The following is a 20,635-nucleotide window of genomic DNA, read 5'->3' as shown; positions in this document are numbered from 1 at the left end:
AAGAACGTATCCTGCTTAACTGTTCTTCGCCTTGCGCTCGGCGCGCATGACCCCAAGCAGGCCGGTGGCGATGGCAAGGCAGGCACCCAGGCCCAATCCGGCAAATGTTCCGCCGGCGGCAAGCAACGCCGTGCGCGGCGGCCAGCTGCGGCGCAGGGGCGGTATGGCGGACGAGATCACCCGGATATTGGTGCTGTTGAGCTGCTGGCGCTCTGTCGTTTCGCCGGCGCGCGTCAGGAAGGTCTGGTAGATGGCGATTTTCGTTGCCATGTCGCGTTCCAGATCGTTCAGCCGCACCTGTGCATCATTGTCCATGGAAACGGAGGAGCGCGCACTTGCCGCCTGCTGCTTGAGCGCATCGACCACGGATTTCGCCTGGTCCAGATCGACCTGCGCTGCCCGCAGGATGCGCCCGGTTTCCTGCGATATCTGCTGTTCCAGGCCACCGAGCTGCGACCTGGCGCGGATCAGTCCGGGATAACGCGGCCCGTAGGTGATCGACATGGAATCGACCGTCTGCTTGACCGTCGCATATTGGGCGCGCAGGCTGGCGAGCGTGGGCGACTGCAATGTCGCCGACGGGCTCGTCTGATTGGGTGTCGAGGCTGTCAGCTCGTTGTAGCGCGACTGTGCTTCGACCAACCGGGCATTGGCATCCACCAGCTTCACGTTGATCTGCGCCATGGACTGCGAACTGATCAGCTCACCGGCGCTGGTCTGGAGACCATGATCGCGCTTGAATTCAGCCACCTTGGCCTCCGCATCGGATGCGCCCTGCTTCAGCTCGGCCAGCCGGTCGGTCAGGGCCGAGGCCGCGCGTCCGGCGCCGTCGGCCTCCGCCTGGGCGACTTCCTCCTGGAAGGCCTTGGCCAGCGCATTGGCAATGCGCACCGCCGTATCGGGATTGTTGGCCCAGGCCGCGATGGTCACCATGTAGGAGCGTTCCTGGCGGCGTGCGGTTATTCTCTCGGACAGGCTGCGCATGGCTGCCAGCGTTTTGTCGGCGACCGCCGGCTTGCTGCCGAACAATGCACCGAGACTGAAGCCCGGACCATCCGTGCCGACAAACTCCGGATCGCTGGCAAGGCCAAGCTCACTGACGACGCGCCGCAACACATTGCCAGAGGTCAGCACCAGCATTTTGCTCTCGACGTCGAGCAGCTGCGTGTCGCCCTGCTGGTTCTGCACGTAGATGTCGTTCGGCAAAACCTGAAGATTGGCCGGCGGCACGAGCAGGTCCGTATAGACGGTATAACGCGGCTTCGCGCCCATCCCGTAACCGATGCCGATCAAGGCGCCAACGACGGCCCCGATCAAAACCCAATACCAGCGGGCAAGCAGCCAGGAAATCAGCGAACTCACATCGATGTGCGGCAGGGAAAAGGCAGCGGCTGGGGCCGGTTTCCGATCGTCACGCACAGGAGGCTCGACGACAGGTCCCTTGATAGGAGCTGCCGGCTGCAGTTTGCCCGTCGCGTCACGCAGTTTGTACATTCAACAATACTCTGTAAGCATCAATCAAACCGTAACGGTTTAACGGTAATGTATATCTAAACGATAGATTGCAAATTTTGGTTAATAAATGGCTATCTCCCTTTGGCCTGCTGAACAATAAAGATGAAAATGCCAGCCCTCCGCCCAGGTCGTAGAACATGAAGAAGTTGAGTGCTGCGGAAATCATCGCTGGACTGCCGCGACTCTTGCCGATGATCATGTCCTATGCGGCGTCGAGCGGCAGCCTGCTGATCGCCAATGCGGCGCAGCTGGTGACATTCGCCATTCTTGCCCGCTCCTTTGGCGCCGTCGAATTCGGCGTCTTCGTTTCCGTGACGGCGGTGACCAGCATCGCCGTGCATCTGTGCGGCCTCGGCGCCTCGGAATGCCTGGTGCGGCGCGTCGCCCGCGACCATGCCATGTACCCCGTCATGATGGGGCACAACCTTATCCTGACCCTGACAAGCGGCGTCGTGCTGGTGTTGCTCGGCATCGCCATTCTGCCCTTCTGGATGAAGCTTTCGCCCGATCCCGTCGAGAATGTCATCGCAATCCTGCTGATCCTCATCACCAACATCATCCTGGTCCGCATCATTCTGCTGACCGAACAGATCTTTATCGGTCATTCGCAGTTTCCAGCGGCCAACCGCTCCGTGGTCGGCTTTGCCTTTGCCCGGACGGCCGCCGCCGCGCTTGCCTGTCTGGTGTTCGGCGTGACCAGCCTGGTAGACTGGGCCATATGGCAATTCGCCGCCCATGTGCTGGTCCTGATCGTCTATATGTGGTCATTGCGCAAACTGGGCCGGCCGCAATACCGGATCGTGCGCGAGGAAATCCGCCTCGGCATTCTCTTTGCAACCCCCTTCATCTTCCGCGCCATCCGCCAGAACGTCGATCTTCTCATGCTCGGCATCATGGCCAATCCCGAGGTCGTCGGCAGCTATGGCGTCGTGCGCCGTATCGTTGACAGCAGCTATCTTTCCATCGATGCCATGAACCGGCTGGTTTATCCGGGCCTAGCCCGCCTGAGCATCGATGGCATTCACAACGCGATCGGGCGAACCAAGAAGATATTGCTGGCCGCCCTGGGAATCGGCATCGGCTCGGCCCTTGCCATCTTCATCATTGCCCCGTTCCTGCCCATTCTCTTCGGCCGCGAATATGTGTCATTGGTCTCGTTCTGCCGGATTTTGAGCGGCACGGTGGTCTTTCTTGCCATCTGGTCGGTGGCAATCGATGCGCTTGGGGCGGCGGGATATCACGGTCCCCGGGCGGCAATTCTCAACACCGCCAATGCGGTTGGCGCGGGACTGATTGCCTGGGCCACCTGGGTCGCGCCACCGCTCGGAACATTTGTCTCGATATATGTCATCGAGATCGCCATCATGATCGCCGCATGGCTGGTTCTGCTTCGTCTGGCGCGCAACAGCCGTGTCGCTGCACAGGAAAGATCGTTTACCACGTAGAACATCTTGCCATCAGAATTGAAGAATCGCGCATTGGTTGCATTGACTATATGCTTCGAACATCGAGATAGTGCAGACTGTTAGTCGGGATATACGTCTGCATGGGGATGGAGATGAAGCGGGGAAGACAGATACGTCCGATGACTGTGGACGATATTCCTCAGGTCGGACGCCTATTCTATAAAACGTTCCGCAACCGGGCCAGCAATTCAAGCAACGCCTTCAACGATTATTTCGAACAGCTGTTTTTCGGCAGCCCGATCTACCAGCAGCAATATGGCAGCATCGTTCACGAGACATCGGCAGGGCACATAAGCAGCGTCGTTTCGGCCGTGCCGATGCAATACATGGTCGACGGCGCGATCATAACGGCGCGTCTTCTCTGCGCTTTCATGACGGACCCCGACATGCCCTGCCACGGCGCGGCTGAACTCGCGCTGACCATGCGGCCGCGCAATCAGGATCTCTGTTTCACCGACAGCGCCTCCCCCGCCAGTGCCGGGGCGTTCAAGGCGGCACGCGCCGCCCTGCTGCCGGTCCATGGGCTGGACTGGTGCCGGGTTTTCCGGCCGGCCGGTTTTTTTGCCCGGTCGGCGGCCAGCCGGTCAACCCTTGGCCGCCATGCCGCCCGGCTGCCATTAGCACGACCGGTCGACCATATCATCAGACGGATGATACCGGGGCTGCATGTCGAGCCGGGCGCGGGAATGCATGACGAGGACATGGCGCCGGAACTGTTCGTGGCAACCGTCCAGGACTTTCTCTCCGATTATCCGGTCCGTCCTGTCTGGTCGGGGCCGGAGCTGAACTGGATTCTGGATGTCGCCAGACTGAATGCAAGCCTGGGAGATCTGAACATCCGCTCGGTCTGGGATCAGAACGCCGAGCTGATCGGCTGTTTTGTCTATTTCGGACGCCCCGGAATGATTGCCCAGGTGATGAACATATTTTCCCAGAAGGGCAAGGATGCGCTCGTGATCAACCGGATGATGTATCATCTGGAACAGGCAGGGCTTGTGGCGGCCCGCGGTCACGTGCAGCCCCGGCAACTCGACGCTTTATCCCGGCAAAGGGCAATGTATTACAAGCATCGCGCCCATACCTGCGTCAGCACGCGTTATGCCGGCGTCCTCAACGCCATCGACCGCAACGACATGTATATCGGCGGACTGGCCGGTGAATCGTGGAGCCGGCTCGTATCGGACTTCTTCTAGAATTATTGCCGTTCAATGAGGAAATAGGTGGTGGGTCCCTCGGGTCCATCGTTGGAAAGCCGCGTTGCAACCGCGCCGCTTCCCCGGGCAATCGCCGGCCGCACCCTGCCATCCAGCCCCACCGGCGAGACGGTCCAGCGTCCTTTCCCGGGCAGGGAGAAATCGACGCTTCCCGCCTTGATGCGGGCGGGCAGGCGGCCGAAATCGGCGATGACCCGTTCTTCCCCATCCGAAAAGCGCATGGCGGTGTTCTGGGCATCGGTCGCGTAGATAAGCAGCAGGCGGCGGCTGCTGCCGACCGGCCGGTTATCCAGCGCTGAAACGGCAAACAGGCCCTTGCCCGTGGCATTGCCGACGGTCAGCTTGGCAAGCGTGACCGTATCGGCAAGGTCGGCGAAGGCAATGGCTTCGGTTCGCCCGGTTTTCACCGTCATGCGCAGCTTGTTCTGGTCCAGGCTGATCTCGTTCGTGTCGCTCTCAAAGATACCCTTGCCGGCGTCCGTGCTGTTTTCGGGCGCAAGCAGCCTGCTGTCGCGCATGGCGGCGATGAGTTTGCTACCCGACGCGGGGTCGCGGGGCGATGCCGCTACCAGACCGTGGGCTGGTGCCGATGGCGTATCCTTCTGCAACCCGATTGCCGCAAGCAGGGCGAGCGTCGTCAATGCATCGGGTTCCCGCTCATACATGTTCTGCGTCAAATCCTCCATTCCCCGGATGCGGAAGGGGATGGAAACCGGCGAGCCCTGCACATCGCCGCGCCTGAACAGCAGGGCCGCCAGCGTTTCGCCCGCACGCGCAACCGGATCGAGCGCAATGGCATAGGGCAGCATCTGGCGTTTATGGGCAAAATCCTCGCCATAGGCCAGCACGATGGGCCCATGCCCATGGCGGCACAGCACATCCCAATTCTGCAATGCCGCGTAGGCGGGCATGACAATGCCGGCCTCGTAACGATAATGGCTCCAGAAGAGGTGATCATATTCCGTGACGATAAAAGGGCGGTTCAGCCAGCGCGCCGCCGCCATCATCCGCATGTAAGCCGCGCCGTCGGCGATCGAGCTCTTCTGACCGAGCGAACTGCCCGGCTCGTAGCCCCCGACCCAATCCTGATAAGTGTTCATCGACACCGCCTGCTGCCCAGCCCGCGTCAGGCTTGTCTGGACACTTGGCCAGTTGTTGTAGGGCGCCACCACGCCCCGATAGCCGAGATCGCGCAGCGCTGCCGTCATGCGTTCGGCGGAACGCGTTTCCACATCGACGAAGAAGGCCTGCAGGTCGCGCATGCGCGGCGTCTTTTCATAACGATTGGTCGGCAGGCCGACCGTTGCGTCCTCCAGCCGCTCGCCAGCCTCGACCGCGCCCCATGCACGGGAAAGCGCAGCAGTGGAGGCATAGCGTTTTTGCAACCAGGCATTGAATGGAGGTTGCAGAAGCCGTGAATATTGCGGCTGGCCATCGCGTTGATGCAGGATGCTGTCAAACTCGATGCTGTTTTCGTTGAACGGGATGATCGCCACCAGAGCCGGATCGCGGATCGGCGCGATTCCCGTATAGGGATTGACCGTTGCCAGCACCAGCTGCTGGAATTTCAGCCAGTGCTGAAAAGTCTTTTCATCGATCTGCACCTCAAGCTTCATATCGCCGGTGAGATTCCAGCGATCGTCATATCCGCCATAGGCGCCGCGGGTGGAACTCAGACCGTCCATCATCCAGTAAATGCCGTTGCGCTTCAACGCCGCCATCAGATAGCGGAACCGGTCCATGGTTTCCGGATCGAAATCGAAATCGGCGGTACGGCCGAACATCAGCGCGGCATCGACAAAATGAAAACGCGCGATGTTGTAGCCATGCATTTTCAGTTGGCGGGCATAGCGGTCAGCCCCGTCATGGTCGGGAAAGCCGCCGGAGGCCGGGCTCCAGCCCAGCGACGCACACAGGAAACGCACGGGGCTCGTCTGCGCATCCGCACGGGCCAGCCGGCCGTCTCCATTGATGACGATCCGGCTCTGCTCGCTGATCGGCGGATTGGGCAACAGCGTGGAAAAATCGAGAGGACTGCCGCTTTGCAGCTCGAGCGACACCTCCCGGACCGGCGACCAGACATCGCCCGCCCTCGCCGCACCCGCGACGAGCAGGAAACCGAGAGCGAAGGCGGCCAATCTCATCGTGGACATGATGCGGTGCATTCCTGTGTCTTTGAGGGCAGCCTAGTGGTCCTTGGAGACGACCTTACTCTCAATCCAGTCATCGGGCTGGCGGCGGGGATGGAAAAAGCCGAGCGGCAGGGCGGCGGCGTGGAAACACCAGGCGACAACGGCATAGACGCCCAGCGACAGGCTGCGCTGTTTCAGGCTCATCGCGGCAACGACGAGAACGATCAAAGCAGCATCGATCAATAGAGCCATCTTCTTGTCGGGCAGGAAAACCAGAAGCCCGATCATCGCCAGCCACCACAGATAGACACCGGCCCAAAGGCGAAGTTCCGGCAGCTCGTGCACCAGCTTGTTCCAATGGGGGCGGCCTAGCGCGGCGCGCAGCAATTCGCCGACGCCCCGCAGATATTTCGACCGCCAGCGCCGCACCAGCAGCGTGTAGGCATTGATGGAGTGGCCGAAATGCGCGACGAAACGGCGGTCAAGCCGGTGCAGTTCCCATCCGAGCGACCGCAGGCGCACGCCCAGGTCGAATTCCTCATAGCCGTGCAGATTGCGGTCGGAGAAATAGCCGGCCTCGGCGATGGCAGCACGGCGGTAAAGCCCGCCGCCATTCATGCGGTCAATCGATCCCGTCCGGTTTTCCGGCGACACGCGGCGCACCCGGCGGGTGAATTCGAGATTGTCGACGTTCATTTCCACCACATGTCCCGTCACCCCGGCAACCCGGGGATTGGCCTCGAGAAACGCAATGGCCGCAGCGAGGAAATCCTTGTCGAGCAGCATGTCGCCATCCATGAGGCAGACGAGATCGTGATGACTGTACTGGAAGCCCAATTGCGGGCCGATGCCGCAGCTTGGCTTGGCCGGATTGACAATCTGCGCCACGGTCACCGGATAGCGCATGGCGATTTCGACCGTCCGGTCCGTGGAACCGCTATCGGCCACGATGACTTCGACCGTGCCGCCCGGCAAAGCCTCCAGCGCGCTTTCAATCGCCGCTGCGATGCGCTTTTCTTCGTTCAGCGTTTTCATGATAATCGAAACGGTCATCAATCAAGTCCTGCCCCAGTCTGGAAACCGCTAACATGCACCGCCATCCCGCAATGGCGCATTCACTATCGTATCTCTTATGGCATTAGGGTCCAGACCCGTTAATATGGTCGAAATGGTATGAGGCTTTTCGTTCGGATACAAGGAGCGAAGGCGAAGGCAATGTGCTTCATTGTCGAGCCTTTGCGACGCTGTAGCCGGGCGAAAAGACCATATCCTCCGGACGCCGAAACGGCTGCAAGCTGCAGTGTCGAGCCGCTCGGCCGGGGGAAAGGCCCCGCCCTTCGCATCTCTCCTCGCATCTTTTTGCCGTTTCAGACGCCATTTCGATCATATTAACGGGTCTGGACCCTAGCGCAACGCGCGTAAGACTTTCCACTTGAGCGGCCTGAGTTTCTGCCACAAGGGCGTCGCACGCAGCCTCTCCATCACCCGCAACCGCGTAGCAATGACCCGTCCCCGCGCCGTGCGGACAAGCGTCATCTTCTTCAGGTCGATGGTGACGTCGCAGCAGTTCAGCTTCCATGGCTCGTCGCCGATGCCGAGGTCCAGGCAATCATAGCCGCTATCGAGCAAATGGCGCAGCAGCAGATAGTGCAGCACCCGCCCCGGAGAATATTTGGACCATTCGCCGGATTCAAACGTGAACACCAGCCCGTAATAGTGCCTGCCTTCGACCAGCCCCCACATCGCCGCGATAACCTGGCCGTTTACGACGAGCGCGGACAGGTGCAGCGCATTCGCCGCGGCAAAATTGTCGGTTCCCAGTTCGAAAAAGCTCTGCTTCTCCGGCTCCTTGTCGAAACCCGGCACCTGCGTTTCTTCAAACCGGCGCTGTTTCTGGGCAAGCAGCGTCTCCAGAACAAAGGCGCGTTCTTCCGGCGTCCCGGCAATCAGCAGCCGGCATTCGCCCAGCCGCTCCAGCGCCCGATGCCGGTTCCGCAGGTTCTTCGACCCCGGCTGCGACTGATCGACCTCCGGCCAGCTGCGCTTGAGGTTTGTCAGGTGGCACGACTCGCCGTTCAAGTCTTCAGCCAGCAGGAACAGCGGATTCGTGCGGTCGCGGATTTGCTCCGGCATTTTGTCGAAGATCGCCATGTCGAACGGCGGCAAGGCTTTCGCAATCTTGTTCCACAGCTGTTGGGCGGATGTCCGCGTCCATTCATCGCCGTTGGGAAACAGGATCGGCGCGTTGTAATCCGCCACGCCGTCGTCAACGAAGGTGAGGACGCGCCCACCATGCCGGGACGAGAGGCTGAACGGCAGAAAGCACAGCGGATTACCGGAGAGATCCCAGACCTCGACCAGACAAAGCTGGTTGCCCAGCCGGGTGCCATAGGATGCCAGCCACGTCTGCAGGAATGTGGTCGTCTGGAAAATATACTGCCTTGCATCCGTGGCCGTACCGGCCGCCGGCCATCGAGGCGAGAGCTGATCGGGATGGCTGTAAACCCGGATATCATATTCTGGAATCACAAACACTCACCCCTTCACGACACACGCATACGTGAACACTCTATCCACAACCAGCATAATCGATTGTTTAACATACATCTTATTTACGCTGTATTATCCGGCTTCACATTGACTGATCGAGCTGTCTACAGGTCTGCGGAGCATGCATGGTTGAACCGGAATTGGCAATTCAAGGGACGGAGGTACAGCCCATCCAGACCGATGTGGTGATCATCGGAGGCGGGCTGGCAGGAGCCAGTGCCGCCATCGCGCTGTTCCGTCAGGGCTACGGCGTGACCCTGATCAGCAGCCACGAGCGTCATCCACCGGACTTTCGCGCCGAGAAAGTCGCGCAAACCCAGATGGAGCTGTTCGAGCGCATCGGTCTTGGCAATGTCGTGCGTGCCGAGGTGACCGCGTTTGACGGCGTATGGCTCCACCGATTCGGCCGGTTCGAGCGAACCACGACGCCCGAATATGGCGGCGATTATTCCGATCTGGTCAATACAGTGCGCCGTGCCATCCCTGCTGGCGTGCATTCCATTGTCGGCCGGGTCGATGACATTACGACCAGCGAAAACCTGCAGCACGTGACATTGTCCGATGGCCGGAAATTCACCGCACGGCTCCTGATCGTTGCCACGGGGCTCGGCGATACGATCCGCAAGAAGCTCGGGATCGAAAGGGACATCATAAGCCCGCAGCATTCGCTGTGCTGCGGTTTCGATCTGGTACAGCCGCGATCGCATTTTCCCTTTCCGTCCCTTGTGTGGAACGGGGCAAAATTCAATGACCGCGTGTCCTACCTGACGCTCTTTCCCATAGGCGATAAAATTCGCGCCAACTTCTTCGTTTATCGGACATCGTCGGAGGAATGGACCCGCACATTCCGGGATCAGCCCGCGCAGGGTCTGCGCGCAGTGATGCCGGGTCTGGAAAGGGTGTTTGGCGAAATCAGCATTGCCGGTCCGGTCATTGCCCGCCCCATTGACCTGGTAAAGGTGCACAATCACGAACAGGATGGAGTTGTTCTCATCGGGGACGCCTTCTGCGTCGTCTGCCCGATCACCGGCACGGGGATTGAAAAAGCCCTCACCGATGTGGACCGGTTGTGCAACACATATATTCCGCGCTGGTTCAAAAGTGCGGGCATGTCCAAGGCAAAAATCCATGAGTTTTACGCCGACCCCGTCAAGACAGCCCGGGACGCTTCGGCAATGAAGATGAGTTTCGACGCGAAGAAGATCAAAACCGACCTTGGCATGCGCTGGAAATTGCGGCGGTTGCGCAGCAACACGCTGGGCCGTGCGCGCTATGTGGTGCGCGCCACCGTCAAGCAGCTGCGGTCACCGGCACCCAAATAAATCCCGGCGTATCGGGATTTCCGTTCACGGCCATTCCGCAATGACCACGCCGGACAGCATGTCCATCTGCATATCAGGCCGATCGAAGGGCGGCGCCATTCCCGAAACGGAACGGGCCAGATGCTCCTGCGGGATTGCACGGGCATTGATGACGCGGACATTTTTCCAGCCATTGGCTTCGAATGCCCTGACATAGTCCAGCGGGCGGCGCCTGTTGGGCTGTCCGGGAAAGGAAAACAGCCGGTACAGCCCTTCCGAGTATCGATAGATATTGTTCGGATCCTGCTCGCGGATCCAGCGGGAGTGTGTCTGATAATCGACAATGTGCTCGGCGATGCAGCCACTGCGGGCAACCTTGGAGATATTGGCAATCGTCGCTTCGATGTCGTCATAATGCTCGAATGCGGCACAGCTCAAGATCAGGTCGAACTTTCTGTTGTCCGCCAGCCGTGGAATGTCGAAATCCCGGCCGACGCGATAGCTGAACAGGTCGGAACCGGGGCCTTCGGTCAGTTGTTTCGCCCGGTCGATACTGGGAGCATAGACTTCGCGCTCCGGAAACCGGTCGAGAAGTTTGGCAAAATAGGCGGCTGGCTCCGTGCCGGCCAGTTCGAACACATCGACCGCACGATAGGATTTGGCGCCATAGCCGAGCAGGATGGCACCGGTGCCGAGCGACGACCCCGGACACAGCTCAAGGACGTCCTTGCCCTCCAGATCGAAGCCGGCGGGCAGATAGCGCTTCCACGAGGCGACGGTGTCATAGACATAGTCGATGCGGCCATCGGTGTCGGAACGGTCGACCTTATTGGGCGTCGTATAGCCCTGCAGCTTGTTTTTTGCCCAGGCCAGCGCAAGGAAAACAATGCCGATCCCGTACATGGCCGCATTGCGCATACTGTGTCCCATTCATTACCCCGTCACTTGATTCTTTAACCGCCGGCTGGCTGTGCGTGTTCGCCTGCCAGGCATTAGAGAGCAGTTTCGTTTCCAGCGTCAACCGCTGGTTGCCAACGAATGTCACTCCACAAGGCGAGCCGAGGCAGGCTTGCAATTTTTCTCGACCTCATGTCGGGATCAGCGATAGTGGTTCGTCTTGAGGAAGAAGGAGTAACGGGATGCTTTACGCCATACTTTGCTACAACATGGAGGACGTGGTCGGTTCGTGGTCCAAGGAGGAAGACGACCTCGTCATGGAACGGCTTGGTGTCGTGCAGGACAAGCTCGCCAAATCAGGCAAGCTGGGGCCGGTCGCCCGGCTGCTGCCAACGACTGCCGCGACAACGCTGCGCAAATCCCGCGGCGAGCCCCTCGTCATCGACGGCCCCTTCGCCGAGACCAAGGAACAGTTTCTCGGATTCTATGTGGTTGACTGCGAATCGCTCGACGAGGCGCTCGATATCGCCCGCGATCTGGCGCAGGCCAATCCCGGACAGGGGTCCTACGAAATACGCCCGATCGCCTTGTTCAGACCCGGATCGGGTTCCCAATGATCGACCCGGCCTGGATCGATGCCGCGCTGACAGCCGCGCGCCCGCAGGCCGTGGGTGCCCTGTTGCGCTATTTCCGCAATCTCGACACGGCGGAAGAAGCCTTCCAGGAGGCCTGTCTGCGCGCGCTGAAAAACTGGCCGAAGAACGGCCCGCCGCGCGATCCCACGGCGTGGCTGATCTTCGTCGGCCGCAACAGCGCCATCGATACCGTACGGCGTCAGGCCAAGCAGCAGCCGCTGCCGCCCGAAGACGTGCTGTCCGACCTCGGAGATGCCGAATCGGCCATCGCCGAGAAGATCGACAGCGCCGACTACCGCGACGATATCCTCCGGCTGCTGTTCATCTGCTGTCATCCGGATCTTCCGGCCACGCAGCAGATTGCGCTGGCACTGCGCATCGTGTCGGGACTTTCGGTCCGCCAGATCGCCAGGGCGTTTCTTGTCGGTGAAAGCGCCATGGAGCAGCGCATCACCCGCGCCAAGGGGCGGATTTCCTCCGGCGAAATCCCGTTCGACACACCCGATGCCTTCGAGCGGGCAGAACGGCTTTCGGCGGTGAGTGCAATGATCTACCTGATCTTCAACGAGGGCTATTCAGCAGGCAGCACGGAAGTGGCGGCGCGGTTTCCACTGTGCGACGAGGCGATCCGGCTGGCGCGCCTGCTCCTGCGCATTTTCCCGGCGGAACCGGAGATCATGGGGCTGACCGCCCTCCTGCTGCTGCAGCACGCCCGCGCCAAGGCCCGATTCGACGCGGAAGGCGCGGTCGTTCTGCTGGACGATCAGGACCGCAGCCTGTGGAACCAGACGATGATCGCCGAAGGGCTTGCCCTGATCGACAAGGCCATGCGCCACCGGCAGCCGGGCGCCTATCAGGTGCAGGCGGCCATTGCCGCCCTGCATGCGCGGGCCCGGCAGCCGCAGGATACGGACTGGCTGGAAATCGATCAGCTCTATGCCGCGCTCGAACGGATAAGCCCTTCACCCGTTGTCACGCTGAATCGCTCCATAGCGGTGGCCAAGGTGCACGGTGCCGAAGCGGCGCTGCTGCTGATCGAGCCGCTGGAAGACAGGCTTTCCGGCTATTTTCACTTCTTCGGCGTCAAGGGCGGGCTGCTGATGCAGCTTGGCCGCAGCCGGGAGGCGCGCATTGCCTTCGACCGTGCGATAGCCCTTGCCAATACACCGGCGGAAGCCGCCCACATCCGCATGCATCTCGACCGCCTCAGCCAGAACTGATCGCGGAAAAATACGGAAAATTCCGATACCGTGTCGGCTTGGCCGATTGCCATTCGTCCTTGCAACGAAACCATTCACGCAGGAGACCATCATGACATCCACCAGCGAAATCACCGACCGCGACCTCGTCATTACCCGCATCATCGATGCGCCCCGTGCAAACATATTCCGGGCCTGGACCGAGGTCGATCTTCTCAAGCAGTGGTTCGCGCCGCTGCCCTACACCACACCGCACGCCGAGCTTGACGTGCGCGCCGGCGGCACCAGCGTCATCGTCATGCGCGGACCCGATGGCACCGAGTTTCCCAATCAAGGCGTCTATCTCGAAGTCGTCGAAAACGAACGGCTCGTCTTCACCGATGCCTATACCAGTGACTGGAAGCCGTCGGAGAAACCGTTCATGACCGGCATCATCACGCTGGAAGATGCCGGTGGCGGCAAGACGAAATACACCGCGCTGGTCCGGCACTGGACGGTGGCCGACCGGGAAGCCCACGAAAAAATGGGCTTTCATGCAGGTTGGGGTCTGTGCACCGACCAGCTCGCAGCCCTTGCTGCCAGGCTCTAAAACCCTTCATTTCACCTGCAAAAAAGCCATCCGGAACCCGGATGGCTTTTTATCGGGACATTGAAGCGGATCAGGCGTGTTCCGCCTCATCCGGATGCCGGCGCCGGTAGCGGATCGACGACCAGAGCGAGAAGATGATGAGTGCCGCGCCGATGACACCGGTGATCACTTCGGGAATATGAAACAAGGTCTGGCAATACATGATCACCGCAAGCACAAGGATCGCGTAGAATGCCCCGTGCTCGAGATAGCGGTACTGGCCGAGCGTCTCCTTCTCCACCATCATGATGGTCAGCGCGCGCACGTAGAACGCACCGATGCCCAGACCGATCGCAATGACAAACAGATTGGTCGACAGGGCGAACGCCCCGATGACACCGTCGAACGAAAAACTCGCATCGAGCACTTCCAGATACAGGAACGCGCCAAGCCCGCCCTTGTGAACCGTGTCCATCTGTTCCTGCGAGGCATCGAGAATCGCGCCAAGCCCCTCCACAACGAGGAAGGTCAGCAGGCCGTAAATGGCCGATGTCAGGAACGTCACCGACTCCGCACCGTCGAGCTGCCTGGAAAAGAAGATGATCAATGCCAGAACCACGCCGACCTCGATGCCCTGCACCGAGGCAAAGCGGGACGCGCGGCTTTCAACGACGCGGATCCAGTGCACGTCTTTCTCATGGTCGAAGAAGAACTTGAGGCCGACCATCAGGAGAAACGTACCGCCAAAGGCGGAAATGCCGACATGGGCGTCCTGCATGATCCGCGCATATTGCTCCGGATTTGAGATGGCCAGCTTCAGCGCCGAAATCGGATCGATCCAGGCGGCGATTGCAACAATCGCCAGCGGAAAGATGATCCGCATGCCGAACACGGCGATGATGATGCCCCAAGTCAGAAACCGGCGCTGCCAGACCGGCGTCATGTCCCGGAGAATCCTGGCGTTCACAATCGCATTGTCGAAGGACAGCGAAATTTCAAGAATGCCCAGCACCGCACAGATGAAGAGGACTGATAATGTGCCTTCGACCGTTCCCGAATAGACGAACCCTATCCACGCACCGAGCGCCAGTCCAACCGCCGTGAACAGAAACGGCCAGATGAAGTACTTGTAAGTTGCCATATTTAATTCCTGCTAGAGTCTCCCAGATTGCTATCGGGGCCGGAAATCAAAACGGCGGTCACGACCGAGAGATCGGAACTTGTGTACCGGTTGAATATGAATTCGCGCGCAATAGCAATCACCCGCCCCCCTTAGACTGCATAATCCTGTCGCAATCCTGTCGCGGCGCCGGTCCGGCTGTCAATCCGCGGGTTTGCGGACCGAATAGATCACCACGGGCAAGGCGGAGCGCCACGCATCAAAGGAACCGAGCGGCAGCGCCTGCGCAACGGCAAGTTTCGTCAGCTCACCGCCGAACCTGCCGCGCCAGCCGATCAGTGCCGCCTCGCTCTGCAGGGTCACGGCATTGGCCACAAGCCGCCCGCCCGGTTTCAGCGCGTTCCAGCAGGCCTCCATCACGCCGCTGTCGGTAACGCCGCCGCCGATAAATATGGCGTCCGGGCTGGCCAGACCGGAAAGTGCTGCCGGGGCTTCCCCGCGGACGAGCTGCAGATTCGGAACACCCAGCGCCCGGGCATTGCGCTCGATGACGCCTTGCCGCCCGTCATTGGCTTCCACGGCGATTGTTCGGCAGGAGGGATCGCTCCGCATCCATTCGATGCCTATGGAGCCGCATCCAGCCCCGACGTCCCATAAAAGCTCTCCCGGACGCGGCCCAAGCCGCGCCAGGGTTACAGCGCGGATATCCCGCTTGGTCAGCTGGCCGTCATTCTCATAGGCCTCGTCAGGCAGGCCCGAAAGGATGGAATAGGACCGCGCCTGCGGTTCGGCCGGTCCGCAATCCACCGCGAGAACATTGAGATCGGCACCGCGAGGGTGATGCCATTCCCCGGCCAATCCCTCGACACGGCGTTCCGCCGCCCCGCCCATATGTTCGAGCACCGCAAGCCGGGCAGAACCAAAGCCATTGGCCGTCAGCATCTGCGCCACCTGCGCCGGCGTGCCGCCATCATTGCTGAGGATCAGCAGCTTAGCTCCCGGCGTGAATGATCTGAACAGCGTTTCCACGGGCCGCCCGTGCACGCTGAGCAATTGGACGTGCTGCACCGGCCAGCCCATGGCCGCCGCCGCAAGGGAAAAGGAGGACGGCGCGGGCAGAATGCGCATTTCACTCCGGTCAACGAAGCGCGTCAGCGTTGCCCCCATGCCGAAATGCATGGGATCGCCGCTGGCAAGCACCACCACTTGGGTGCCGTGCAACGCCGTCAGGCTGGGATAGACATCGGAAAAGGGCGTCGGCCACGCGATCCGCTTTGCCGCAAGGGTTTCCGGCAGGAATTCGAGATGCCGCCTGCCGCCGAAAACCGTGGTGGCATGGTCCAGCGCGGCGCGGGCATTGGCACCCAGTCCGCCATAGCCGTCTTCACCAATCCCGATAATTGTCAGCCAAGGCGTCATGTCATGTCCCGTTGATTGCAGAGGCTATGCATGCCCGAAAGCGCCGGAAGGGTCAACGAAGCTCAAACAGCATGCCCGTTGCAATTGCGGATCATATTTCTTTCCTCCGCACCGGCCATCCTGTAAAACCCTGATCCGATGAGCCAGTTAAGCACCATGGACGCAGTCCCGAACAGAATTGAAGACCGGCGGTCCGCCTGCCCCGGATTGTTCCGCATGGCCAAGGCGCTTGATGGCGCGATATGCCGGGTGAAACTGACGTTCGGCACGCTGAGCGCCGAACAGGCGCACCGCATTGCCGATGCAGCCCGGCAGTTCGGCAATGGCGTCATCGAGATCACCAACCGCGCCAACCTGCAGATTCGCGGCGTGCGGCCCGATACGGAAAATCCGCTGATCGCAGCGCTGCTGGCCGCCGGGCTCGGGCCATTGACCGACCGGGGCGACGATGTGCGCAATGTCATGGTCAGCCCGATCGCCGGTGTCGTGCCGGGCCGATTCGACGTGCGGCCGCTCGCCTTGCGGCTGCTCGAAATCCTGCAGACCGATGCCTCCTACCAGCGCCTGTCGCCGAAATTTTCCATTCTCGTCGACGGCGGCGAAAGCGTTGCCATGGTGGAGCATCCCCATGACATCTGGCTGAGCGCCATCGACGCCGAGAGCCCCGGATTTGCCCTGGGCGTTGCCGGCATGCCGCCGACGGGAGCGGATGATACGTCCGCCCTCGGCAGTGTCGATGCATCCCGAGCCATGCAGCTGGTCACGGCGATTCTCGATGTGTTCATCGACTGGAACGCCGCCAATCCGGCCGCGTCGCGCCTCCGTCACATGATCGCAGCCATCGGGCGTGACGCATTCGCCGCCCGGCTGGAAAAGCGTCTGAATTTTTCAATACGCAATGAACAGACCGATGAATGGCGCCGATCCTTGCCCCGCCCGCATGGACATCTCGGCCTGTTGCCGGAACGCGGCAGCGACCACCGCCTTGTCGGCGCCATGCCAGCGCTCGGACGCCTTGATCCCGACAGGCTGGACGCTGTGGCAGAGCTGGCGGAAAAAAACAGCAATGGAAAGCTGCTGATAACGCCGTGGCAGAGCATAATGTTGCCTGAAGTGCCGGAAGCCATGGCATCGCAAACAGTGCGGGAGCTTGAATCCCTTGGGTTCGCCGCCCGGTCGGATAATCCGCTTGCAACCATGATCAGTTGTTCCGGCTCCGCCGGTTGCGGATCGGCGCTTGGCGCAGCGCAGGCCGATGGCCTCAAGCTCGGCGCATTGCTGCGCGGCCGGGCCCCTGATATGGCGGTTCACCTGACCGGCTGCGCCAAATCCTGCGCCTCGCCTTCGGCAAAACCGGTCACGCTGGTTGCAACCGAACCGGGGTACTACAACATATTTCTGCGTGCGACCAATGGACCGTCGCGTTTTGGCAAGCTATTGGCTGCACATGTTACTATCGAGGAAGCTGCCGACTGGATCGGCAACCTTCCGTTGAATTCCCGGCCATCGACCCAAAGGCCGCTCACTTCCGGCTCTGGGGGGCCACCGCATGCTTGACTATATCCGCGACGGTCAGGCGATCTATGATCGCTCCTTCGCCATCATCCGCTCCGAGGCCGATCTCAGCCGCATTCCCGCCGATCTGGAAAAGCTGGCCGTGCGCGTCGCCCATGCCTGCGGCATGGTCGATGTGATCGGGGACCTCGCCTTTTCCGAAGGCGCGGGTGCAGCGGGTGTTGCCGCCCTGGCCGGGGGCGCACCCATTCTGTGCGATGCCCGTATGGTGCTCGAAGGGGTGACGCGCGCGCGCCTGCCCGCCTCCAATGACGTCATCTGCACACTCTCGGACCCGTCCGTCGCCGCCCTCGCCCGCGACATGGGCAATACCCGTTCGGCGGCGGCGCTCGAACTGTGGCGCCCGCATCTCGCCGGTGCCGTGGTGGCATTCGGCAATGCACCGACCGCCCTGTTCCGTCTCCTCGAAATGCTCGATGAAGGCGCGCCGAAACCCGCGCTCATCCTCGGCTTTCCCGTCGGCTTCGTCGGCGCGATGGAATCGAAGGCGGCGTTGGCCGAAAACAGCCGCGGCGTTCCCTTCGTCGTCGTGCACGGACGGCGCGGCGGCAGCGCCATGGCCGCGGCCGCACTCAATGCACTCGCTTCGGAGAAAGAATAATGCCGCAGCCTGGACGGCTTTTCGGGCTGGGCGTTGGTCCCGGCGATCCCGAACTCATTACCCTCAAGGCCCTGCGCCTGCTGCAGGCGGCGCCGGTCGTCGCCTACCACGCGGCCAAGGGCAAGAAGGGCAATGCGCTGACCATCGTCGAGACCTATCTCAATGACAACCAATTGCTTGTACCGCTGATCTATCCGGTCACCACGGAAAAGCTGCCCGCGCACATGAATTATGAAGCCATCGTCAGCGATTTCTACGGCGAGATCACTGAACGTCTCAAAACGCATCTGGATGCGGGCAAGGACGTCGCCGTCATTGCCGAGGGCGATCCGTTCTTCTACGGCTCCTTCATGTATATCCACGACCGGCTGGCCGAACAGTATGAGACGGAAGTTGTGCCCGGCGTCTGCTCCATTCTGGGTGGCGCGGCCGTGCTCGGTGCACCGCTGGTCTACCGCAACCAGACATTGACGGTGCTCTCCGGCGTACTTCCGGCCCATGAGCTGAAAACCCGCCTCGCCGCGACGGAAGCGGCCGCCATCATGAAGCTCGGCAAGAATCTGGCGAAGGTGCGCGATGTCATCGCCGACCTTGGGCTGATGGATCGTGCGCTTTACGTCGAGCGCGCCACCATGGATGCGCAGCGTATCGTGCCGTTGCGCGATGTCGATCCGGAGTCCTCACCCTATTTCTCGCTCATTCTGGTGCCCGGTGAGAAATGGCAGGGTGGCGGCGAATGACAGCCCCGCTGGTCCTGATGGTTTTGAGCGCGCAGGGCATGGAAACAGCGCTGCGGATCAAGGCTGACTATCCCGAAGTGGTCATTCACGGGCTGGAAGGCCGCGTGCAGGGTGCCGACCACAGCTACAGCAATTTCGGCGAAACGCTGCGCGCGCATTACCGCGGCGGCAACGCCATTGCCGCCCTGTGTTCCGCCGGCATCACCATCCGCGCGCTGGCATCATTGCTGGAAAACAAGGGCGGCGAACCGCCGGTACTCGCCATTGCCGATGACGGCAGCGCCGTTGTGCCGCTACTCGGCGGAACCACCGGCGTCAATGTGCTGGCGCGGCAGCTTTCCACAATTCTGGGCGTATCACCAGCAATCACGACATCAGGGGAATTGCGCTTCGGCACCTGCCTGCTCAATCCGCCGGCGGAATTCCATCTGCAGAACCCCGAGGATGGCAAGCGTTTCATCGCTGATCTTCTCGCCGGCCAGAGCGTGCGGATCGATGGTCCGGCGCCATGGCTGGAGGAGGCGCGCCTGCCGGTCGACGATAACGGCACGATGCATATCCGCGTCACGCCGTCTGATATTGCCCCGCAGAAGAACGAGCTGGTCTTTCATCCCAAGGTGGCGGTTGTCGGCGTTGCCGGAGATATCAGCGCTGAAGAGGTGCGGGCCGCCCTTGCGGCAGAGAATATCGCGTTTGCTTCCGTCGTCTGGCTTGCCGCCAGCGAAGAACACAGTGCAAGTGCATCGCTGCACCGTCTCGCAGCGGAGCTTGATCTGCCGCTGCGGCTGCTTTCGGCAAACGGAAGCAGTGCCGGAGATATCCTATCGGCCTTCATCAAGGAGCCGGTGCGCCAGAGCGGCAGTGAAAAGCTTGCCATCGCCGTTGCGGCCACGCCCGATGAGGTAACACGCGCCGGGCATCGGCGCGGCCGCCTTGCGGTCATAGGGCTTGGACCGGGCGATCCGGACTTCATGATCCCGGCAGTGAAACACGAATTGCAGCGCGCGCAGGATGTTCTCGGTTACGAGACCTATGTGCGCATGGCCGGGTCTTTCCGCCCCGATCAGATCATTCACATGACGGATAACCGTGAGGAAATGCAGCGTGCCCGCCACGCGTTCGAACTTGCCGCCTCCGGCCGCTCCGTGGTGATGATTTCATCCGGCGATCCCGGCGTGTTCGCCATGGCAGCCGCGGTGGTCGAAGCCTTGCACGAATCCGACAATCCGGCCTGGCACGGGGTCGACCTGCAGATTCTTCCCGGCGTTTCCGCCGCGATGGCGGCCGCCAGCCGCAGCGGCGCACCGCTCGGCCATGATTTCTGCATCCTGTCGCTGTCCGACAATCTGAAACCGTGGGATATCATCGAAAAGCGTATCGCGCTGGCGGCCGAAGCGGATTTCGCCATGGCCTTCTACAATCCGATCTCCAGGCCGCGGCCATGGCAATTGCCGCGTGCCATCGAGATTCTGCGCCAGCACCGGGCGCCGCAAACGCCCATCGTGCTTGGCCGCGACATCGGCCGTCCGGCGGAAACCCTGCGCGTCATCACCCTGGCGGACCTCACACCCGAGCAGGTGGACATGCGCACGGTCATTCTCGTGGGATCATCCCTCACCCGCAGCTTTGACCGGGTGGATGGCGGCCAGTGGGTCTATACCCCGCGCTGGTACGGAACCAAGCCCGCCGGTTGAAGGGAATCT

General features: G+C 61.2%; 17 protein-coding genes. 10 read left to right on the top strand and 7 right to left on the bottom strand.

The window, feature by feature from the left end; translation table 11 throughout:
- Nucleotides 1-15: 15 nt before the first annotated feature.
- Nucleotides 16-1,494 carry a GumC family protein gene (locus ACP7B1_RS02955; protein WP_346305818.1) on the bottom strand — a complete coding sequence of 493 codons (1,479 nt, stop codon included), beginning with the start codon at nt 1,492-1,494 and terminating at the stop codon, nt 16-18.
- A gap of 158 nt (nt 1,495-1,652) precedes the next feature.
- On the opposite strand from ACP7B1_RS02955, the gene ACP7B1_RS02950 reads away from it, so the two are divergent.
- Both ACP7B1_RS02950 and ACP7B1_RS02945 read left to right on the top strand, forming a co-directional pair.
- Nucleotides 1,653-2,960 carry a lipopolysaccharide biosynthesis protein gene (locus ACP7B1_RS02950; RefSeq protein ID WP_346305819.1) on the top strand — a complete coding sequence of 436 codons (1,308 nt, stop codon included), beginning with the start codon at nt 1,653-1,655 and terminating at the stop codon, nt 2,958-2,960.
- A gap of 140 nt (nt 2,961-3,100) precedes the next feature.
- The gene (locus ACP7B1_RS02945; protein WP_346305820.1) at nt 3,101-4,174 is read left to right on the top strand and encodes a GNAT family N-acetyltransferase; all 1,074 of its coding nucleotides are present in this window, start codon (nt 3,101-3,103) and stop codon (nt 4,172-4,174) included.
- A gap of 2 nt (nt 4,175-4,176) precedes the next feature.
- Here ACP7B1_RS02945 and ACP7B1_RS02940 read toward each other — a convergent pair whose 3' ends face one another.
- The 3 genes from ACP7B1_RS02940 to ACP7B1_RS02930 form a co-directional block, all read right to left on the bottom strand.
- Complete coding sequence (locus ACP7B1_RS02940) at nt 4,177-6,348, bottom strand: glycoside hydrolase (RefSeq protein WP_426136430.1); 2,172 nt, start codon at nt 6,346-6,348, stop codon at nt 4,177-4,179.
- A 33-nt stretch (nt 6,349-6,381) separates the two neighbouring features.
- Nucleotides 6,382-7,380, bottom strand: coding sequence for a glycosyltransferase (locus ACP7B1_RS02935; protein WP_346305821.1), 999 nt, complete (start codon nt 7,378-7,380; stop codon nt 6,382-6,384).
- A 351-nt stretch (nt 7,381-7,731) separates the two neighbouring features.
- Nucleotides 7,732-8,862 (bottom strand): GNAT family N-acetyltransferase, encoded by a 1,131-nt coding sequence (locus ACP7B1_RS02930; RefSeq protein ID WP_346305822.1) that lies wholly within the window; start codon nt 8,860-8,862, stop codon nt 7,732-7,734.
- Nucleotides 8,863-9,002: 140 nt separating this feature from the next.
- Here ACP7B1_RS02930 and ACP7B1_RS02925 point away from each other — a divergent pair, with 140 nt between their 5' ends.
- A complete protein-coding gene (locus ACP7B1_RS02925; RefSeq protein ID WP_346305823.1) occupies nt 9,003-10,199 on the top strand; it encodes an NAD(P)/FAD-dependent oxidoreductase in 1,197 nt (398 codons plus the stop codon).
- Between the two features lie 24 nt (nt 10,200-10,223).
- Here the strand turns inward: ACP7B1_RS02925 and ACP7B1_RS02920 are convergent, their stop codons facing one another.
- Complete coding sequence (locus tag ACP7B1_RS02920; RefSeq protein WP_346305824.1) at nt 10,224-11,108, bottom strand: methyltransferase domain-containing protein; 885 nt, start codon at nt 11,106-11,108, stop codon at nt 10,224-10,226.
- 209 nt (nt 11,109-11,317) lie between these two features.
- On the opposite strand from ACP7B1_RS02920, the gene ACP7B1_RS02915 reads away from it, so the two are divergent.
- The 3 genes from ACP7B1_RS02915 (at nt 11,318) to ACP7B1_RS02905 (ending at nt 13,498) form a co-directional block, all read left to right on the top strand.
- Nucleotides 11,318-11,692, top strand: a complete 375-nt coding sequence (locus ACP7B1_RS02915) for a YciI family protein (RefSeq protein ID WP_223613625.1) — start codon at nt 11,318-11,320, stop codon at nt 11,690-11,692.
- A complete protein-coding gene (locus ACP7B1_RS02910; RefSeq protein WP_346305825.1) occupies nt 11,689-12,930 on the top strand; it encodes an RNA polymerase sigma factor in 1,242 nt (413 codons plus the stop codon). Before ACP7B1_RS02915 ends, ACP7B1_RS02910 begins: the two co-directional genes overlap by 4 nt.
- A gap of 91 nt (nt 12,931-13,021) precedes the next feature.
- Complete coding sequence (locus ACP7B1_RS02905; RefSeq protein ID WP_346305826.1) at nt 13,022-13,498, top strand: SRPBCC family protein; 477 nt, start codon at nt 13,022-13,024, stop codon at nt 13,496-13,498.
- Nucleotides 13,499-13,568: 70 nt separating this feature from the next.
- On the opposite strand, the gene ACP7B1_RS02900 is transcribed toward ACP7B1_RS02905, so the two are convergent.
- Together ACP7B1_RS02900 and cbiE are read right to left on the bottom strand one after the other, a co-directional pair.
- Entirely contained in the window at nt 13,569-14,618 is a 1,050-nt protein-coding gene (locus tag ACP7B1_RS02900; RefSeq protein WP_346305827.1) for a DUF475 domain-containing protein, read from the bottom strand.
- A gap of 180 nt (nt 14,619-14,798) precedes the next feature.
- Nucleotides 14,799-16,016, bottom strand: a complete 1,218-nt coding sequence (cbiE, locus tag ACP7B1_RS02895; protein WP_346305828.1) for a precorrin-6y C5,15-methyltransferase (decarboxylating) subunit CbiE — start codon at nt 16,014-16,016, stop codon at nt 14,799-14,801.
- Nucleotides 16,017-16,154: 138 nt separating this feature from the next.
- On the opposite strand from cbiE, the gene cobG reads away from it, so the two are divergent.
- From cobG to cobJ, 4 genes are read left to right on the top strand one after another with little or no spacing between them, the layout of a single operon-like run.
- A complete protein-coding gene (gene cobG, locus ACP7B1_RS02890) occupies nt 16,155-17,573 on the top strand; it encodes a precorrin-3B synthase (protein ID WP_426136424.1) in 1,419 nt (472 codons plus the stop codon).
- Nucleotides 17,566-18,192, top strand: a complete 627-nt coding sequence (locus tag ACP7B1_RS02885; protein ID WP_223613631.1) for a precorrin-8X methylmutase — start codon at nt 17,566-17,568, stop codon at nt 18,190-18,192. The genes cobG and ACP7B1_RS02885 overlap by 8 nt, the downstream gene beginning before the upstream one ends.
- Complete coding sequence (locus ACP7B1_RS02880) at nt 18,192-18,932, top strand: precorrin-2 C(20)-methyltransferase (RefSeq protein ID WP_346305830.1); 741 nt, start codon at nt 18,192-18,194, stop codon at nt 18,930-18,932. Before ACP7B1_RS02885 ends, ACP7B1_RS02880 begins: the two co-directional genes overlap by 1 nt.
- Nucleotides 18,929-20,626 (top strand): precorrin-3B C(17)-methyltransferase, encoded by a 1,698-nt coding sequence (cobJ, locus tag ACP7B1_RS02875; protein WP_346305831.1) that lies wholly within the window; start codon nt 18,929-18,931, stop codon nt 20,624-20,626. The genes ACP7B1_RS02880 and cobJ overlap by 4 nt, the downstream gene beginning before the upstream one ends.
- Nucleotides 20,627-20,635 lie beyond the last annotated feature (9 nt).

Source organism: Phyllobacterium sp. SL163 (assembly GCF_049896885.1).
GTDB lineage: Bacteria > Pseudomonadota > Alphaproteobacteria > Rhizobiales > Rhizobiaceae > Phyllobacterium > Phyllobacterium calauticae.
This window is presented reverse-complemented; position numbering and strand designations above follow the sequence as displayed.

Coding starts and splice junctions, on each gene's coding strand:
- ACP7B1_RS02955 (WP_346305818.1), bottom strand. CDS start 1,494: ATGTACAAACTGCGTGACGCGACGGGCAAACTGCAGCCGGCAGCTCCT.
- ACP7B1_RS02880 (WP_346305830.1), top strand. CDS start 18,192: ATGCCGCAGCCTGGACGGCTTTTCGGGCTGGGCGTTGGTCCCGGCGAT.
- ACP7B1_RS02905 (WP_346305826.1), top strand. CDS start 13,022: ATGACATCCACCAGCGAAATCACCGACCGCGACCTCGTCATTACCCGC.
- ACP7B1_RS02950 (WP_346305819.1), top strand. CDS start 1,653: ATGAAGAAGTTGAGTGCTGCGGAAATCATCGCTGGACTGCCGCGACTC.
- cobG (WP_426136424.1), top strand. CDS start 16,155: ATGAGCCAGTTAAGCACCATGGACGCAGTCCCGAACAGAATTGAAGAC.
- ACP7B1_RS02885 (WP_223613631.1), top strand. CDS start 17,566: ATGCTTGACTATATCCGCGACGGTCAGGCGATCTATGATCGCTCCTTC.
- cobJ (WP_346305831.1), top strand. CDS start 18,929: ATGACAGCCCCGCTGGTCCTGATGGTTTTGAGCGCGCAGGGCATGGAA.
- cbiE (WP_346305828.1), bottom strand. CDS start 16,016: ATGACGCCTTGGCTGACAATTATCGGGATTGGTGAAGACGGCTATGGC.
- ACP7B1_RS02920 (WP_346305824.1), bottom strand. CDS start 11,108: ATGGGACACAGTATGCGCAATGCGGCCATGTACGGGATCGGCATTGTT.
- ACP7B1_RS02910 (WP_346305825.1), top strand. CDS start 11,689: ATGATCGACCCGGCCTGGATCGATGCCGCGCTGACAGCCGCGCGCCCG.
- ACP7B1_RS02945 (WP_346305820.1), top strand. CDS start 3,101: ATGACTGTGGACGATATTCCTCAGGTCGGACGCCTATTCTATAAAACG.
- ACP7B1_RS02915 (WP_223613625.1), top strand. CDS start 11,318: ATGCTTTACGCCATACTTTGCTACAACATGGAGGACGTGGTCGGTTCG.
- ACP7B1_RS02940 (WP_426136430.1), bottom strand. CDS start 6,348: ATGTCCACGATGAGATTGGCCGCCTTCGCTCTCGGTTTCCTGCTCGTC.
- ACP7B1_RS02925 (WP_346305823.1), top strand. CDS start 9,003: ATGGTTGAACCGGAATTGGCAATTCAAGGGACGGAGGTACAGCCCATC.
- ACP7B1_RS02900 (WP_346305827.1), bottom strand. CDS start 14,618: ATGGCAACTTACAAGTACTTCATCTGGCCGTTTCTGTTCACGGCGGTT.
- ACP7B1_RS02935 (WP_346305821.1), bottom strand. CDS start 7,380: ATGACCGTTTCGATTATCATGAAAACGCTGAACGAAGAAAAGCGCATC.